This window comes from Novosphingobium organovorum (assembly GCF_022832435.1).
Taxonomy (GTDB): Bacteria; Pseudomonadota; Alphaproteobacteria; order Sphingomonadales; family Sphingomonadaceae; genus Novosphingobium; species Novosphingobium organovorum.
Genome location: NZ_JALHLF010000090.1, coordinates 1 through 15682 on the forward strand (window position 1 = coordinate 1; position 15682 = coordinate 15682).

Below are 15682 nucleotides of genomic sequence, written 5' to 3' on the forward strand. Positions count from 1 at the left end.
GCCGGGGCGAGCGCGGCGCGCCAGCTCGGCGGGACCGCCGGTGCGCCCTGCGACGCCCCCCCAGCCGATTGCGCCGCGCCAGGAGCCCCCGGTGCTGTTGCCTCGTTCCCGCTCATCGCAAAATTCTCCTGCAGCGGGCCCCGCACAGGGCGTGCGCCCATTGCACTTGGCCTCGCCAATCCCTAAGCACCTTGGGATCATGGCTGTCCATCTCCACGAAGAAGATCTCCCCGAAGGCGTGCTTGCGCCGGGACCCGTTGCCGTCGACACCGAGACGATGGGTCTGATCACCCGCCGTGACCGCCTCTGCGTGGTCCAGATATCCGACGGCCAGGGCGACGAGCACCTCGTTCGCTTTGCCCCCGGCAGCGCCTATGCCGCGCCCAACCTCAAGGCGGTGCTGGCCGATCCGGCGCGCATCAAGCTCTACCATTTCGCGCGCTTCGACCTCGCCGCGATCGAGCACTACATGGGCGTGATGGCCGCGCCCGTGTTCTGCACCAAGATCGCGAGCAAGCTGGTGCGCACCTACACCGACCGCCACGGGCTCAAGGACCTCGTGCGCGAACTGCTCGGCAAGGAAGTCTCCAAGCAGCAGCAGTCGAGCGACTGGGGCGCCCCCGAGCTGACCGACGCGCAGAAGGAATACGCCGCGTCCGACGTGCGCCACCTGCACGCGATGCACACCATCCTGATCGAGCGTCTGGCGCGCGAAGGCCGCACCGAGATCGCGCAGGCCTGCTTCGACTTCCTGCCCGCGCGCGCGCGGCTCGACCTTGCCGGCTGGCCCGACCACGACATCTTCAGCCACGAAGCGGCCTGACCGGACGGAACGGGTCGCACGATGTCCGAGGAAGCCACCCAGATCCGCAATCGCCGCAAGCATCTTGCGGCGCCCGGCGGTTCGCACGACCGGCTCGTATCCTTCCTGGCCAAAGCGCTCCCCGCCGCGATCGGCGTGGTGGCGGCGGTGATGATCCTCGTTCCGCTCAGCCCGCGCGGCGAAGTCAGCTTCCTGCTCGACCGCAACAAGGTCGCGGTGACCAAAGATCGCATCGCGGTCGACAACGCGGCCTACCGCGGCAAGGACCGCAACGGGCGCGACTTCACCGTGACCGCGGGCACCGCGGTGCAGAAATCGGCCGAGACGCCGGTGGTCGAGATGTTCGATCTCGCCGCCAGGATCGCGCTCAACGACGGCCCCGGCACGATCAAGGCGCCGCGTGGCAAGTACAACTACGATAACGATACGCTCGACGTCGATGGCCCGGTCGATTTCGCCGCCAGCGACGGCTATCGCATGACCGCCAACAACGTCGCGGTCGACATCGCGACCAAGTCCGCGCAAGGTTCAGGCGGCGTGGAAGGCCAGGTTCCCTCGGGCACGTTCAAGGCCGACACGATGCACGCCGATCTCGAAGGGCGCACGGTCACCCTGGAAGGCAACGCCAAGCTGCGGATGACCCCCGGCAGCAAGCTGGAGATACCCAAATGATGCCCGTTCGACAGCCCGCCACCGCGCTGCGCTGCGTTCTTGCCGCCGCCCTTCTCGCCGCCGGCGGCCTGATCGCCACGCAGCAGATCGGCGCCCAGACCTTCAAGGGGCACAATTCCAACGCGCCTGTTGATTTCGCCGCCGACAAGATCGAACTGCAGGACAAGCAGGACCGCGTCGTGCTGACCGGCAATGTCGACATCGTGCAGGACGACCTCAAGCTGACCGCCGCGCGCACGGTAGTCAACTTCACCAACGCCGACCGCCTCCAGGTCCAGCGAATCACCGCGACGGGCGGCGTGCGGGTCACCCGCGAGGACCAGATCGCGACCGGCGACGTTGCCGTTTACGACTTCAACAAGCGCATCATCACCATGGTCGGCAACGCCACGCTCAAGCGCGGGGCGACCGACACGCTGCGCGGGCCCCGCTTCGTGGTCGATCTCAACACCGGCGTCTCGCAGGCCTCGGGCGGGCGCGTGCAGGGCACCTTCAGCGTGCCCAAGAAGGCCACCACGGGCGACAACAGCGGGACCTGAAACCCACTTTCCCAGCGGCCTTGCCGCTGCCGCGCCGTCACGGCGGAGATGGCGATACGAAAAAGGGCAGCCCTGCCGGGCTGCCCTTTTTCGTTATCCGCCCCGCCGCCAGGCCAGGCCAAGCGATCAGAACGCGCGGTCGTGGACCAGCACGCGCAGGGTCAGCACGATGATCTGGATGTCGCGCATGATCGTCCAGCCCTCAAGGTATTCAAGGTCCGACTGGAGGCGGTTGACGAGATCCGATTCGTGATCGGTCGCCCCGCGATACCCGCGCACCTGCGCCAGCCCCGAGAGGCCCGGCTTTAGGCTGTGGCGCTGCCAGTAGCGCAGGTCGACTTCCCAGAACAGCTTGTCGCCCGCCAGCGAGCCCGTGGCGTGCGGACGCGGTCCGACCAGGCTCATGTCGCCCAACAGGACGTTGAACAGCTGCGGCAGCTCATCGATGCTGGTCTTGCGGATGAACTTGCCCACCGGCGTGATGCGCTGGTCGTTCTTGGAGGCCGACTGGTTGCCGTCGGCATCGCACAAGGCCTCGGTCATCGAACGGAACTTGTACATGTTGAAGAAGCGGTTGCCGCGCCCCATGCGGCGCTGGACGAAGAACACCGAACCCCCGTCGTAGAACTTCACCGCGAGCGCGATGACGATCAGCAACGGCGAGAGCGCGAGAATGGCGCTGCCCGCAAAGGCCAGGTCGAACATCCGCTTGATCGCACGCTCGCGCAAGCCCAGCGGCCCTGCCGAAACCAGCAGCAGGCCATGTTTGCCCGCCACCCGCGCGCCCTGCGCGCCCAGCCGCACCACGACATCATCGAGCACTTCGCCATCGACGTTCGCGCCCTTGAGCATCATCGCCCATTCGGCGCGCCGCCCGACCGGGCAGCTCACGATCACGCGGTCGATGTTGCGCAGCACGATCCCGAACCGGTCGAGCGCTTCGGGGTCGCGCAAGTCGGGGCGCAGCCCCAGTGCCGCGGCCGAGACGCGAATGGCGCCCGGAAAATCGACCTTGGGTCCGCCGTCGTCGATCACCAGCTCGTTCATCACTGCAGCGCCACAACGCCAGCGCACCAGATGGCGCATCTGCAGGCGCGAAAGGCAGATCAGCAGCATCCCGGTGATCGCCCCGGCGTTGAAGCTGAGACGCGGCAACCCGCCCGAAGGCTTGACCAGGAACTGGACGAAGACCGCCACCACCACCGCAATGGTCATCGCGATCATCGGGCGCGACAGGCTGGTCCAGGTCCGGCGCAGGGTGTCGATCGAATAGCTGCCGTTGTAGAGCGCCAGCGTCAGGAAGATCGGCAGGATCAGCTGGCCATGGACCAGGCCAGCCCCCAGGTCGCGGCTGACCAGCCAGCTGGCCAGCGTGAAGCCCGCAACGATCGCCGCGATATCGCCGACCATGATGCCCAGGTAGCATTGCAGGCGCCGCCGCTCGAGCGAAGGCGCCACGGGCGATGCGGCGAACAGAGATTCCTGCGTTTTCAACGCCTGTGGCGCGAATGGCGCATTCATGCTTGGTGAACTCCCGATAGCCGACGTCACACGCCACCCCCCGACATTTGCGCAGCAGGCAGCGTTGCTGCAGCGCAATACGTATAAACGCTAGGTAAGGCTCCCGGCAATCGAAAATGCCTAAAGCGTTCTATTTGTCCGTTGTCTTGATTGTGCAATCGTTGAGCGAGCGATGCCAAGTAGTCCATTTGCCAGAAGAAGTTCGGCATCCTGACTATTTGTCAGCAGCATCTGGTGCAGACTTACCAGTCGATTTACCAGTCGATCGAGTCGCGCGCCGCGCCAGACCCGCAGTTGCTCGCTCAGCGCGGGCTTGTCCTTCCAGAACACCCGCCGGGCCTTGGCCTCGTTGTCGAGCAGCGCCGCGACATCGCCCCCTTGCGCGAGCTGCGCGTTGAGCGTGGCGAGCTGCGCCACGCGCCGCTCAATCGCCAGCAACAGCCCGACCGGGTTGATGCCCAGCTCGTGCATGCGGCGCAGCTGCGGCGCGATCTGTTCGCGCCGCCCGCCCAGCACCGCATCGACCAGCGGCCCGAAGGCATCGTCCTCGGTCGAGGCGCCGATCTCGTCGAGCACGGCCATGGTGACCGGGCGCGGGGTCTCGGGCGCGGCGTCGAGATAGAGCGCGATCTTTTCGACCTCGGNCGAGGCGCCGATCTCGTCGAGCACGGCCATGGTGACCGGGCGCGGGGTCTCGGGCGCGGCGTCGAGATAGAGCGCGATCTTTTCGACCTCGGAGCGGGCAAGCCGGGTGTCGAGCCCGGTCGAACGGGCGATTCGCTCGGCGATCTCGCTGCCCATCTTGAGCCCGGCCCCGTTGGCCATCATCCGCACGCTTCCGGTAACCGAGGCGAGATCGGGAGGATAGAACATCGCGACGAGCGCATCGCCGCGCGCGGCGAGCAGCTTGGCGGTGCGCGATTTGTCGGTTGCCCCGGCCGCCACGATCAACACCGGGCAGCCTTCCACCGCGTTGTCGAGCAGGGTCTTGACCGCATCGTGCGCCTCATCGCCCTGCGCGCGCACGTAGATGTGCCGCGCGCCGCCGAACAGCGAGGTCGAACGCGCCTCGTCGCCCAGCCGGACCGGGTCCTTGCGCAGTTCGGCCCCGCTCATCTCGACCCGCTCACCCGCCTCGGGCAGCAGCGAGACGATCTTGGCGGCCGCATCGCTCGCCCCCGATTCGTCGGGTCCGCAGAAGAAGAACACCCGCGCCTCACGCGCGGCCCGCGACGAGAGCGAGTTGAAATCGCGTTGCGAGGCCTTCACGGCGCCTTGCTGGGCGTGGCTTGCGGCGCGTTCGGAGAGGCCGCCCCCCCGGCGTTCGCATCCAGCCCCTCGCGCATGCGCAGAGCGACATTGGTGACGATCCGGCTGGCGACGTCCTTGGCCAGGTTCTCGAGCGCGCGCTGTTCGGCCGCGATCGTCGCGTAGTCCGACGAAACGACATCGACGCCCGCGTCCGAGCCTGCGGTCGCATCGACCACGATGGCGTTGTCCGACAGGTCCACCAGCTGGTAGCGCGCGCGCAGCGTGCGCCGCTCGCGCCCGATGGTGTCGTCCGAGAGCAGCGCGAAGCCTTCCAGCTTGTCGTCGAGGCGCACGTCGAGGCGGTAGCGCGGGGCCTGACCGGGCTTGGGCTCGCCCAGCCGATCGACCAACGCGTTGCGCACGAGCCAACCCGCGCGCCCCTCGATCGCGGCGACCTGGACACCCGCGAGCCCGCGCGCGACCTTGCTGTCACCCCCGCCCGCGTACATTGGCGAAAGCCCGCAACCGGCCAGCGGCAGCGCCGTCAGCGCGGCGGCGACAAAGGCGAGAACGCGCCTCACGCGACGAGATTGACCAGACGGTCGGGCACGACGATCACCTTGCGAATTTGCGCTCCATCGAGGGCACGCTGGACCTTCTCGCTCGCCAGCGCAAGCGCTTCGAGGTCCTCCTTCGAGGTGCCCTTGGCGACCGTCAGCGTGTCGCGCAGCTTGCCCTTGACCTGGACCGCAATGGTCACTTCGTCCTCGACCAGCAGCGCAGGATCGACTTGGGGCCAGGCCGCCTCGGCGATGAGGCCTTCGCCAAAGCGCACGAAAGCTTCTTCGGCAAGGTGGGGCATCATCGGCGCGATGAGCGCGAGCAGGCCACGGATCGCGGCCGAACGGCTGGCCGAAGGGGCCGCCTTCTCGGTCGCACCGGTCAGCTCGTAGATGCGCGCCACGGCCTTGTTGAAGCCGAGCGATTCGATGTCGGCGGCCACCGCGGCGACGGTCTGGTGGAGCTTGCGGTCGAGCGCCTTGTCCTCGCCCTGCGCCTCGCCATCAAACTGGGCAAAGAGCCTCCACAGCCGCTGCACGAAGCGCGCGCAGCCCTCGATCCCGGCTTCCGACCAGGGCAGGTCGCGCTCGGGCGGGCTATCGGACAGCATGAACCAGCGAATCGCGTCGGCGCCGTAGGTCTGGACGATCTCGTCAGGGTCGACGACGTTCTTCTTCGACTTCGACATCTTGATGACCTTGCCGACCTCGATGGCCGAACCATCGGCCTTCAGGGTCGCGCCATCGGCGGTGCGATTGATTTCGGACGGCGCGAAGTAGACGTCGCGCCCGCCTTCCTTGCGCGAGTAGACCTCGTGCGTGACCATGCCTTGCGTGAACAGGCTGGCGAACGGCTCCTTGACGTCGACGAGGCCGATGCGGGCCAGCGCGCGGGTCCAGAAGCGGGCGTAGAGCAAGTGCAGGATCGCGTGCTCGATGCCGCCGATGTACTGCTCGACCGGCAGCCATTTGGCGAGAACGTCCTTGTCGAACGGCTTGTCACCGGGCTGGCTGGCAAAGCGCAGGAAGTACCACGAGCTGTCGGCAAAGGTGTCGAGCGTGTCGGTCTCGCGGCGCGCAGGCTTGCCGCACTGCGGGCAATCGACATGCTTCCAGGTCGGGTGGCGTTCCAGCGGGTTGCCCGGCGTCTTGAAATCGACATCCTCGGGCAGCGTCACGGGCAGGTGCTTCTTGGGCACCGGCACCACGCCGCAGACCTCGCAGTGGATGAACGGGATCGGGGTGCCCCAGTAGCGCTGGCGCGAGATGCCCCAGTCGCGCAGGCGCCACACGGTCTTGCCCTGGCCCCAGCCGCCTTCTTGCGCGCGGCGGATGACTTCGGCCTTGGCCTCGGCAACGCTCAGGCCATCGAGGAAACCGGAGTGGACGAGCACGCCGTCACCGGCCTCCGCCTCGCCCGCGAAGGGCTTGTCGGCCTCATCCGCGCTGGCCGCGACGACGCGCAGGATCGGCAGCTCGTACTTGGTCGCGAACTCGAAATCGCGCTGGTCGTGGCCGGGCACGGCCATGACCGCGCCGGTGCCGTAGTCCATCAGCACGAAGTTGGCGATGAACACCGGAATGTTCGCGCCGGTGAACGGGTGCTTCGCGGTGATCCCGGTATCGAAACCCAGCTTTTCCGCGGTTTCGAGTTCGGCCGCGGTGGTGCCGCCCTGCTTGCACAGCGCGATGAAGTCCTGCACGGCCGGATTGTCCTTCGCCACCCCTTGCGCGATCGGGTGATCGGCGGCGACGGCAACGAAGCTTGCGCCGAAGATCGTGTCGGGGCGGGTCGAATAGACCTCGACCGAGCCGCCGTCCGAGAGGTCGAAGCGGAACTGCAGGCCTTGCGACTTGCCGATCCAGTTCTCCTGCATCGTGCGGACCTTCTCGGGCCACTTGTCGAGCGAACCCAGCCCTTCGAGCAGTTCGTCGGCGAAGTCGGTGATCTTGAGGAACCACTGGTTGAGCTTGCGCTTCTCGACCAGCGCGCCCGAGCGCCAGCCGCGCCCGTCGATGACCTGCTCGTTGGCGAGCACGGTCATGTCGACCGGGTCCCAGTTGACCGCCGATTCCTTGCGATAGACAAGACCATGGGCGTACATGTCGAGGAACAGCGCCTGCTCGTGGCCGTAGTAATCGGGCTCGCAGGTGGCCAGTTCACGGCTCCAGTCGAGCGCGAAACCCAGCCGCTTCAACTGCGCCTTCATGTTGGCGATGTTGTCGCGCGTCCAGCCGCCCGGATGGACACCCTTTTCCATTGCCGCGTTCTCGGCCGGCATACCGAAGGCGTCCCAGCCCATCGGGTGGAGCACTTCGTGCCCGCGCATGCGCTTGTAGCGCGCCAGCACGTCGCCCATGGTGTAGTTGCGCACATGACCGATGTGGATGCGGCCCGAAGGGTACGGGAACATCTCAAGGACATAGCTGCGCGGCTTGGTCGAGGCGTCATCCGCCTTGAAGCACTGGGCTTCGTCCCATGCCGCCTGCCAGCGGACATCCGCGCTTGCGGGATCGAACCGCTCGGTCATTTCAGTCTGGTCTCCTGCCAGGGCCGCGTCCTGCGGCCCTTGGCCAATGTTGGGGCGATGCCTGGTCGATGCGGCTCCGCAACGGAGCCGAAGCGGCCGGTTGGACGGTGGATGGGGCCTGGCGCCCCGATCAGCCGCCGATGATCGGGGTGGATTCGCGGCGCAAGTCGCGCGCACGGGTGAGAATGACGTTCTCCAGCTTCTGCACGGTCGCCGCTTCGACCGGGGCCGGCTGCCACTGGCCGTCCTGCAGCACCTGGCGCGCGGCCGAAACGCGCAGCGCGTCGGCGCGCAGATCCTGGTCAAGGATCATGACCGAGACCTTCATGCGCTCGCTCGTCTTGTCGGGGTTGACGTACCAGTCGGTGATGATGACCCCGCCCTTGCTGTCGGATTCGAGCAGCGGCATGAACGAAAGCGTGTCGAGGCTGGCGCGCCACAGGTAGCTGTTCACGCCGATCGAGGTGGTCTGCGAGGGAGCGAGCGGAATCGATTCGACGTTCTTGTCCTTCTTGCCGCCACAACCGGCCAGAGCGAGCGCGGCGGCCGCGCAAATTGCCGCAGTTGCCACCTTGCGCGAGGCGAAAAGGCCGAATTCCGTGCTGCCTGTCATCTTTATTCCAGTTCCTGTCTGTGTCGGCAGGGATCGGCCCAGAGGTTGACCGTGCGGTCCCCGACATGAAGAAATGCCTCTATAACCGCCATTGCATCGGGGCAAGAGCGCCCTTGCGTTTGATACAGTTGCATCACGCCCGGCCCAGGCCCCCAAAACGGCCAGCGTCTGCGTTCTAAGCCGCTGCCAGCTAAACCCCGGATGAATGGCGCGGCCCATAGCGACCTTTGCCTGCCCGCACAGCCTGTGTTACCATCTGTGCGTGCAGACAGGCAGGACCATGAACGCGAGCGCCGCGGATTTGACGGCCGACTTGGCCACCCCCGGCGCGCCGCGCAGCGGGGCGCGCGCGGGTGCGCTGCTGGCCGGAACGGTCACCCTGCTCGCGCTGCCGAGCGCCGTCATGGCCTTCACCGCTTCGTTCAGCGCCCGCCATAGCCAGGTCTCCGATCTCGGCTCGCTCGATTCGCAAAGCACCAAGGAAGGCCTTTCGCGCGCGGCGGCGATGCGCTCGCTCGAAAAATCGGGCGAGGAATTTCCCTTCACCCCCGCCGGCACCCCCTACCTGCCCGAGCGCATGGTGCTCGTTGCCGTGCGTGACGATCCGGTCGCGGCCAAGGCGATCATCGTCCACGGCCGCTACCAGGTGCCCGAGGCCGATACCCCCGATGCCAGCGCCAACCGCCAGCAGCTCTCCTCGACCTCGTTCAGCCTGGGCGTCTCGCGCGGGTATCAGAACTTCGCGCAGGACCTCGTCAAGCAGCCCGACAAGCCGCGCAACCTGGCCGCCTTGCCCGACCTCAAGACCTACAGCCTGACGCCGGGCACCGCGACCGCGAAGGATTCGCGCTTCTCGCCGCGCATCTCGATCGACGAGAAACACGCCACCGGCCGCGCTCCGCGCACCTTTGCCGGAGAAGAGGGCGAGCTTGACCTGGGCGGCGCCTACCGCGTCACCAAGAACCTCGATGTGACCGCCGGGGTGCGCTACTATCAGGACCGCGAACGGCTCCAGCCGCTCACCGACGGACGGCAGGACAGCCAGGCGGTCTACGTGGGAACCCAGTTCCACTTCTGACGCAGCGGCAAGGCCGGAATGGACCGGTGCACGCGCCGCAAGACGGTCCGCGCAAGGCCGGGCGGGCGCGCTGCCTGAACGGGCCGCATTTTCGATGCGCATTCATGCTTTTACGCTTCGCAAGCGGGATTGCATTTCTCGCACGCAAATTGCGCCTGCCCGAATGCAAATAACGCCGCAATGATCTTGCGGCAGTCATATTCCCTTTCTAGCACTGTGTGTGGTGGATGCACACAAGAACGAAAGGCACACTATGGCACGCGTTGCAGTTGTTACCGGGGGCACCCGCGGTATCGGAGAGGCTATTTCCCTTGCACTCAAGGATCGCGGTCACACCGTCATCGCCAATTACGGCGGCAATGACGAAAAGGCGAAGGCCTTCACCGAAAAGACCGGAATTGCCGCCTACAAGTGGGACGTGGGCGATCACGAGGCGACGCTGGCGGGCTGTGCCAAGGTAGCCGAAGACCATGGCCCGATCGACATCGTGGTCAACAACGCCGGGATCACCCGCGACGGCGTGCTCCACAAGATGAGCTTCGAGGACTGGAACGAGGTCATGCGCATCAACCTTGGCGGGTGCTTCAACATGGCCAAGGCGACCTTCCCCGGCATGCGCGAGCGCAAGTGGGGGCGCATCGTCAACATCGGCTCGATCAACGGCCAGGCCGGCCAGTACGGGCAGGTCAACTACGCCGCCGCGAAGTCGGGCATCCACGGCTTCACCAAGGCGCTGGCGCAGGAAGGCGCGCGCTACGGGGTGACCGTCAACGCCATCGCGCCCGGCTATATCGACACCGACATGGTCGCCGCTGTGCCCCCCGCCGTGCTCGAGAAGATCGTCGCCAAGATTCCGGTCGGCCGCCTTGGCCATGCCTACGAGATCGCCCGCGGCGTGGCCTTCCTGTGCTCGGAGAACGCCGAGTTCGTGACCGGCTCGACGCTCTCGATCAACGGCGGCCAGCACATGTATTGAGGCCCGATGCGCCCTGTCCCAGCGACAGGGCGCACGCGGCCTGGTCCACGCAAGACGGCTCGCCCCAAGGCGAGCCGTTTTTCGTTACGGCGCCGGCCTCACCGGCATGGTCACTCGATCCAGTAGCCCACCACCTTCCACGTCCCGCCCTCGTGCGAGAGGCCAAGCTTTTCGATCGCCGCCTCGCGTCCCGAAAAGTGCGTCCGGAACGTGACCATCTCATAACCGTAGGGCGGGGCGGGAACGCTTTCCTGCGAGAGCGCCACGCGCGCGAGGACACGACCGAGCGGGACACGCGCGCCTTGTGACGCCTGCGCCCAGCGCGCGGTCGTGTTCTGCGCCTTGAACGATTGCCCCGTCTCGTTCCAACTGGCGTCCCAATCGCCAGCGTCGACGAGGGCGAGCCAGCGGCGGGCCGCCGCAACGACGGCGCTCGCTTCCACCGGCGAGGCCGGATCGGGCATGGCTTCGGTGTTGGCTTCGGTGTTGGCTGCGGCGCCCCCGGCCGGGACCAGCGTCCCCGTGGCAAGCAGCAAGGTGGCAAGGATCAGCGACATGATGACAGCTCCTCCCGCCCCCCAGACAAGGGCTCTCCCTGTCTTCCCGGGCGCCGTTTCCGGCCGGGCGGATGCCACGTTGTCTGCCATCACTCGGGCCCCGGCAGCGTCCCCGATTTCTTCGTGGACAGACGAATGGGGGCCCTGCCCCGCTTCGCAATCGCGCAGCCGGCGCGCGGCCTCTCGGCTGCTCGATACCGCCATCTTGCGGCGCGCGTGGCGCAAGCGTTCGTTGATGGTGTGGACCGACAGGCCGAGATGCAACGTCATCGACTTGGCATCGTAGCCGCGCACGATCAGCCGCAGAGCCTGCTTTTCCTTTTCGGTAAGGGGCGGATATTCCTGCGCCATCGCCATGTCTGCCTAAGGGAACGGGCGCCGAAATCTAGGCCCGGACCGGGCCGGGCGACACCCCGAAAAATTTGTAGCTCAACGAAGCGGGAGGGGTTTGCGGCCTGCCCCCCTGGAATCAGGGCGGACACCCAAAAACCGGTAGGCCCGCGCCGCGCATGGCCCTACACCACGAGGCCCATGCCCTCGCCATTCCATCCTCCCGTCAAGCGCTCGGTCGAGATCGCCGGGCACAAGACCTCGATCAGTCTCGAACCCGTGTTCTGGGACGCGCTCGTCTCGGCGGCGGAGGAGGAGCGCGTGCCGATCAACGCGCTCGTCGCGCGAATCGATCTGGAGCGGGCCGGAGCGCCGGTTCCGCCTGGCCTCGCCAGCGCGATCCGGGTCTGGCTCATGCTGCGCTTCGCCGGATCGGTCACCGCGCTCGAGAACTGATACGAAAAGGGGCGGACCATCAGCCTGCCGGCTGTCCGCCCCTCTCGGGTAAACGCCCCATCAGGCGCCGCAATCCGTGAGCGCCGAAGCGCTCAGTAGGTTGCCACCGCGTCGCTCGCGGGGAAGGTTTCGTCGAGCGCCTCGTCGGTCTTGGACCACGATCTGGGCGCGCTCTTCATGTTGGCGGGCCCGGCGTCGCGCACGGGCGCTGGCCCCGCCTTGTCCTTTTGGGTGTACTTGTAGAACGCATAGCCCGCCGCGCCGAGCACGGCCATTCGCATCAGGCCCATCGTATCATCTCCTCTCGATCCGGTGCGATCGCTTGTACAGGAAATGCACGAGGGGCCCTGCCGGTTCCTCAGTCGCCGCCGATGCGTTCGATCTGCGCGCCGAGCAGCGCGAGCTTTTCCTCGAGCCGTTCATAACCACGGTCGAGGTGGTAGAGGCGGTGGACCCGCGTCTCGCCCTGCGCGGCCAGCCCGGCGATGACCAGGCTCATCGAGGCGCGAAGGTCGGTCGCCATGACTTCCGCGCCGTGCAGTACGTCGACCCCGTGGACGATCGCGGTGCGGCCCTTGGTCTCGATCCTGGCGCCCATGCGGTTGAGTTCGGGAACGTGCATGTAGCGGTTCTCGAAGATCGTCTCGGTCAGCACGCTCGACCCTTCGGCCTTGCACAAGAGCGCCATGAGCTGGGCCTGCATGTCGGTGGCGAAACCAGGGAACGGCGCGGTCGACAAGGTGACCGGGCGCAGCTTGCCTTCGGCCGCGACGTAGAGCCCGTCGCTGCGCGGCTCGACCGTGACGCCCGCGTCGCGCAGCGCCTGGACGGTGGCCTCCATATCCTCGATCCGCGCGCCCTTGAGCGTGACTTCACCCCCGGTGATCGCCGCCGCGCAGGCGTAGGAGCCCGCCTCGATGCGGTCGGGCATGACCATGTAGGTCGCCCCGTGAAGGCGCGGCACGCCGTGGATGGTGAGGTCCGAGGTGCCGATCCCCTCGATCTGCGCGCCCATCGCGACGAGCAGGTTGCACAAGTCCACGATCTCGGGTTCGCGCGCGGCGTTGTGCAGGGTCGACGTGCCGGTGCACAGCACCGCGGCCATCAGCGCGTTCTCGGTCGCGCCGACCGAAACCACCGGGAACGAGAAACGCCCGCCCGGAAGACCGCCATCGGGCGCGATCGCGCGCACGTAGCCCGCCGCCATCTCGATCTGCGCGCCAAGCGCCTCGAGCACCTTCAAGTGCAGGTCGATCGGACGGTTGCCGATCGCGCAGCCACCGGGCAGCGACACCGTCGCCTCACCCATGCGCGCGAGCATCGGGCCGAGCACGAGGATCGAGGCGCGCATCTTGCGCACCAGATCGTAAGGCGCAACCGAACTGGTGATGCGCGTGGCCTGCAGCGTCATCACCCGGCCAAAGTCCTCGGGCCGCGACCCGGCGATCGCGGTCGAGATGCCGAACTGGTTCATCAGGTGCTGGAAACCGTCGATGTCGGCCAGGCGCGGCAGGTTGCGCAAGGTCAGCGGCTCATCGGTGAGCAGCGCGCAGGGCAGCAGGGTGAGCGCCGCGTTCTTGGCGCCGGAAACGGGAATGGTGCCGGAAAGGCGCTTGCCGCCTTCGATAACGATCTTGTCCATGCCCTGTCATTTAGCGGCAAAATTCGGCTCAGCAAGCAGGCAACCCGTTTCCTCGCAAAGAGTTTGTGAACGCGATTGGTTGCACTGCAACAACAAGCAGGCTTTAATCGCGCCGCAATATCCTGAGAGTACCGAGGGGCTCATGAGCACTAATGATTTCCGCAAACCCGTCCGCAAAGCCGTATTTCCGGTCGCTGGACTTGGCACCCGCTTCCTTCCCGCAACCAAGGCTATTCCCAAGGAGCTGCTTCCGGTCGTCGACCGGCCGCTGATTCAGTACGCCGTCGACGAAGCGCGCGAGGCGGGGATCGAGGAATTCATCTTCGTCACCGGCCGCGGCAAGACCGCGATCGTCGAGCATTTCGACACCGCCTACGAACTCGAAGCCACCATGACCGGGCGTGGCAAGTCGCTCGAACCGCTCGAATCGACCCGCATGAAGCCGGGCAACCTCGTGACCGTACGCCAGCAGGTCCCCCTTGGCCTGGGCCACGCGGTGTGGTGCGCGCGCGCGGTGACGGGCGATGAACCCTTCGCCATCTTCCTGCCCGACGAGCTGATGTACGGCTCGCCCGGCTGCATGGCGCAGATGGTCGAGGCCTACAACGAGGTCGGCGGAAACCTCGTCTCGGTGCTCGAAGTGCCGATGAACGAAGTGTCGAGCTACGGCGTGATCCAGCCGGGCGAGAGCAAGGGCAACCTCACCGAGGTCAAGGGCCTGGTCGAAAAGCCCAAGGTCGAGGACGCGCCCTCGAACAAGATCGTCTCGGGCCGCTACATCCTCCAGCCCGAAGTGATGGACCTGCTCGCCAGCCAGGACAAGGGCGCGGGCGGCGAGATCCAGTTGACCGATTCGATGGCCAAGCTGATCGACACCCAGCCCTTCCACGCGGTGACCTTCGCGGGCCAGCGCTTCGACTGCGGTTCGAAGCTGGGCTTCGTCGAGGCCACGCTCTCGATCGCGCTCGACCGGGCCGACATGGGCGAGGACGTGCGCGCGATGGCCAAGCGCATCCTGAGCTGATTGCCACCCTCGCGCCGAACCAAGGAAAAGAGGCGCCGTCCCGGTCGGACGGCGCCTCTTTTCGTTTCCGCCTCAGAGCCCCGCAATCAGGCCGCGGCCGGCACCACGCCGATCGTCAGCGGCGCACCGCCTGCGGCCACCGCCAGCAGGAGATCGACATTGGGATGCGCGCCGGGGCGGCTGCGCGCATCGACGGTATGCTCGGCAAAGACCGCCAGGCCATGTTCGGCCGCGGCGGCATCGAGCGCGCCGAATTCACGCTGAAGGTAATTGTAGAGCGCCAGCGAGCCCTGCTTGCCGGGCTGGTTGGGGATCGTCGCCACCACCGCGCCTTGCGCGTCGGTAAGATCGATCCGCTCAAGGCCCTCGATCGAGGGGAGGAGCGCCAGATTGTCCTTGAACGCCGCGCCGGGGGTAATCATTGCCTGTCTCTTTTCCATCGCTGGAGTGTTTCGGACGACGCCCCTAACAGGCAATCGCCGCCCACGCCATGCATCCCGTCGGAACTAACGGACGGGGGCGCTGAGGCGGCCCATGATCGCGGTGACATAGGCGCGGGTTTCGCGGATATTGGGCACCCCGCCCGCCTGCGCCACCCGGCGCGGCCCCGCGTTGTAGGCCGCGAGCGCCTTTTCGAGATCGCCGTGAAACGCGTCGAGCTGCTGGCGCAGATAGCGCGCGCCCCCTTCGAGATTGGCGGCCGGATCGTCGGGATCGACCCCCATGGTGCGCGCAGTGCCGGGCATGAGCTGGGCCAGGCCCCGCGCCCCCGCGTGCGAGCGGGCGCCCTCGTTCCAGCGGCTCTCCTGCCACACCACCGCCTCGAGCAGCGCCGGGCTGATGTCGTACTTGGCCGCGAGCCGGGCCACGTGCGTGCGCCAGCGGCTGGGCCCGGCGGCCTCGTCGGCACGGGTCAGCGAGGCCGCATCGAGCGGGGTGTCGATCGGGGTAAGCGCCTCGGCCTCAGGCGCGGCCGGATCCTCGCCCACGGTGATGACGTCGCGCGCGCGGGGGAGCGCCGGGAGCGCATAGGGCAGCGATGCGCCCCGATCGAGCGCGGCCGCAGCCCGATCCACGGCAGGACCACCGGCGACCCATTGCGAGCCGCT

General features: G+C 67.0%; 17 protein-coding genes. 7 read left to right on the forward strand and 10 right to left on the reverse strand.

Annotated features, from left to right (window positions below; translation table 11 throughout):
* Window positions 1-199 precede the first annotated feature (199 nt).
* The 3 genes from MTR62_RS16585 to MTR62_RS16595 are packed head-to-tail and all read left to right on the forward strand — an operon-like array spanning window position 200 to window position 2034.
* Window positions 200-823 carry a ribonuclease D gene (locus tag MTR62_RS16585; protein WP_244022986.1) on the forward strand — a complete coding sequence of 208 codons (624 nt, stop codon included), beginning with the start codon at window positions 200-202 and terminating at the stop codon, window positions 821-823.
* A gap of 21 nt (window positions 824-844) precedes the next feature.
* Window positions 845-1495, forward strand: coding sequence for an LPS export ABC transporter periplasmic protein LptC (gene lptC / locus MTR62_RS16590; RefSeq protein ID WP_244022988.1), 651 nt, complete (start codon window positions 845-847; stop codon window positions 1493-1495).
* Entirely contained in the window at window positions 1495-2034 is a 540-nt protein-coding gene (locus MTR62_RS16595) for an LptA/OstA family protein (RefSeq protein WP_407672699.1), read from the forward strand. Before lptC ends, MTR62_RS16595 begins: the two co-directional genes overlap by 1 nt.
* A 126-nt stretch (window positions 2035-2160) precedes the next feature.
* Here the strand turns inward: MTR62_RS16595 and MTR62_RS16600 are convergent, their stop codons facing one another.
* The 5 genes from MTR62_RS16600 to MTR62_RS16620 form a co-directional block, all read right to left on the reverse strand.
* Entirely contained in the window at window positions 2161-3555 is a 1395-nt protein-coding gene (locus tag MTR62_RS16600) for a sugar transferase (protein ID WP_244022991.1), read from the reverse strand.
* A 120-nt stretch (window positions 3556-3675) separates the two neighbouring features.
* On the reverse strand, window positions 3676-4824 hold the full coding sequence (locus tag MTR62_RS16605; protein WP_244022993.1) for a DNA polymerase III subunit delta: 1149 nt from the start codon (window positions 4822-4824) through the stop codon (window positions 3676-3678).
* Window positions 4821-5315: an LPS assembly lipoprotein LptE gene (lptE, locus tag MTR62_RS16610; RefSeq protein ID WP_244023020.1), complete on the reverse strand. Its 495-nt coding sequence runs from the start codon at window positions 5313-5315 to the stop codon at window positions 4821-4823. Before lptE ends, MTR62_RS16605 begins: the two co-directional genes overlap by 4 nt.
* 68 nt (window positions 5316-5383) lie before the next feature.
* Window positions 5384-7897 (reverse strand): leucine--tRNA ligase, encoded by a 2514-nt coding sequence (gene leuS / locus MTR62_RS16615; protein WP_244022996.1) that lies wholly within the window; start codon window positions 7895-7897, stop codon window positions 5384-5386.
* A gap of 130 nt (window positions 7898-8027) precedes the next feature.
* Complete coding sequence (locus tag MTR62_RS16620; RefSeq protein WP_244022998.1) at window positions 8028-8510, reverse strand: DUF3576 domain-containing protein; 483 nt, start codon at window positions 8508-8510, stop codon at window positions 8028-8030.
* A gap of 313 nt (window positions 8511-8823) precedes the next feature.
* Here MTR62_RS16620 and MTR62_RS16625 point away from each other — a divergent pair, with 313 nt between their 5' ends.
* Complete coding sequence (locus tag MTR62_RS16625) at window positions 8824-9588, forward strand: hypothetical protein (RefSeq protein ID WP_244023000.1); 765 nt, start codon at window positions 8824-8826, stop codon at window positions 9586-9588.
* A gap of 253 nt (window positions 9589-9841) precedes the next feature.
* Window positions 9842-10564, forward strand: a complete 723-nt coding sequence (phbB, locus tag MTR62_RS16630) for an acetoacetyl-CoA reductase (protein WP_244023002.1) — start codon at window positions 9842-9844, stop codon at window positions 10562-10564.
* A 110-nt stretch (window positions 10565-10674) separates the two neighbouring features.
* Here the strand turns inward: phbB and MTR62_RS16635 are convergent, their stop codons facing one another.
* Window positions 10675-11472: a helix-turn-helix domain-containing protein gene (locus MTR62_RS16635; protein WP_244023004.1), complete on the reverse strand. Its 798-nt coding sequence runs from the start codon at window positions 11470-11472 to the stop codon at window positions 10675-10677.
* A gap of 180 nt (window positions 11473-11652) precedes the next feature.
* Here MTR62_RS16635 and MTR62_RS16640 point away from each other — a divergent pair, with 180 nt between their 5' ends.
* Complete coding sequence (locus tag MTR62_RS16640; protein ID WP_244023007.1) at window positions 11653-11907, forward strand: ribbon-helix-helix domain-containing protein; 255 nt, start codon at window positions 11653-11655, stop codon at window positions 11905-11907.
* A gap of 92 nt (window positions 11908-11999) precedes the next feature.
* Here MTR62_RS16640 and MTR62_RS16645 read toward each other — a convergent pair whose 3' ends face one another.
* On the reverse strand, window positions 12000-12197 hold the full coding sequence (locus MTR62_RS16645; protein WP_244023009.1) for a hypothetical protein: 198 nt from the start codon (window positions 12195-12197) through the stop codon (window positions 12000-12002).
* A gap of 68 nt (window positions 12198-12265) precedes the next feature.
* Window positions 12266-13549: a UDP-N-acetylglucosamine 1-carboxyvinyltransferase gene (gene murA, locus MTR62_RS16650; RefSeq protein ID WP_244023012.1), complete on the reverse strand. Its 1284-nt coding sequence runs from the start codon at window positions 13547-13549 to the stop codon at window positions 12266-12268.
* A 142-nt stretch (window positions 13550-13691) separates the two neighbouring features.
* On the opposite strand from murA, the gene MTR62_RS16655 reads away from it, so the two are divergent.
* Window positions 13692-14573 carry a UTP--glucose-1-phosphate uridylyltransferase gene (locus MTR62_RS16655; RefSeq protein ID WP_244023015.1) on the forward strand — a complete coding sequence of 294 codons (882 nt, stop codon included), beginning with the start codon at window positions 13692-13694 and terminating at the stop codon, window positions 14571-14573.
* An 86-nt stretch (window positions 14574-14659) separates the two neighbouring features.
* Here MTR62_RS16655 and MTR62_RS16660 read toward each other — a convergent pair whose 3' ends face one another.
* Window positions 14660-14995, reverse strand: coding sequence for a DUF2322 family protein (locus MTR62_RS16660; RefSeq protein WP_244023017.1), 336 nt, complete (start codon window positions 14993-14995; stop codon window positions 14660-14662).
* 84 nt (window positions 14996-15079) lie between these two features.
* A partial coding sequence (locus MTR62_RS16665) for a lytic transglycosylase domain-containing protein (RefSeq protein ID WP_407672698.1) occupies window positions 15080-15682 on the reverse strand: 603 nt, incomplete at its 5' end.

Bases quoted from the DNA above. Each gene is read 5' to 3' on its own strand.
- murA (WP_244023012.1), bottom strand. From the start codon at position 13,549: ATGGACAAGATCGTTATCGAAGGCGGCAAGCGCCTTTCCGGCACCATT.
- MTR62_RS16655 (WP_244023015.1), top strand. From the start codon at position 13,692: ATGAGCACTAATGATTTCCGCAAACCCGTCCGCAAAGCCGTATTTCCG.
- lptC (WP_244022988.1), top strand. From the start codon at position 845: ATGTCCGAGGAAGCCACCCAGATCCGCAATCGCCGCAAGCATCTTGCG.
- MTR62_RS16595 (WP_407672699.1), top strand. From the start codon at position 1,495: ATGCCCGTTCGACAGCCCGCCACCGCGCTGCGCTGCGTTCTTGCCGCC.
- lptE (WP_244023020.1), bottom strand. From the start codon at position 5,315: ATGTACGCGGGCGGGGGTGACAGCAAGGTCGCGCGCGGGCTCGCGGGT.
- MTR62_RS16600 (WP_244022991.1), bottom strand. From the start codon at position 3,555: ATGAATGCGCCATTCGCGCCACAGGCGTTGAAAACGCAGGAATCTCTG.
- phbB (WP_244023002.1), top strand. From the start codon at position 9,842: ATGGCACGCGTTGCAGTTGTTACCGGGGGCACCCGCGGTATCGGAGAG.
- MTR62_RS16620 (WP_244022998.1), bottom strand. From the start codon at position 8,510: ATGACAGGCAGCACGGAATTCGGCCTTTTCGCCTCGCGCAAGGTGGCA.
- leuS (WP_244022996.1), bottom strand. From the start codon at position 7,897: ATGACCGAGCGGTTCGATCCCGCAAGCGCGGATGTCCGCTGGCAGGCG.
- MTR62_RS16645 (WP_244023009.1), bottom strand. From the start codon at position 12,197: ATGGGCCTGATGCGAATGGCCGTGCTCGGCGCGGCGGGCTATGCGTTC.
- MTR62_RS16635 (WP_244023004.1), bottom strand. From the start codon at position 11,472: ATGGCGCAGGAATATCCGCCCCTTACCGAAAAGGAAAAGCAGGCTCTG.
- MTR62_RS16640 (WP_244023007.1), top strand. From the start codon at position 11,653: ATGCCCTCGCCATTCCATCCTCCCGTCAAGCGCTCGGTCGAGATCGCC.
- MTR62_RS16660 (WP_244023017.1), bottom strand. From the start codon at position 14,995: ATGATTACCCCCGGCGCGGCGTTCAAGGACAATCTGGCGCTCCTCCCC.
- MTR62_RS16585 (WP_244022986.1), top strand. From the start codon at position 200: ATGGCTGTCCATCTCCACGAAGAAGATCTCCCCGAAGGCGTGCTTGCG.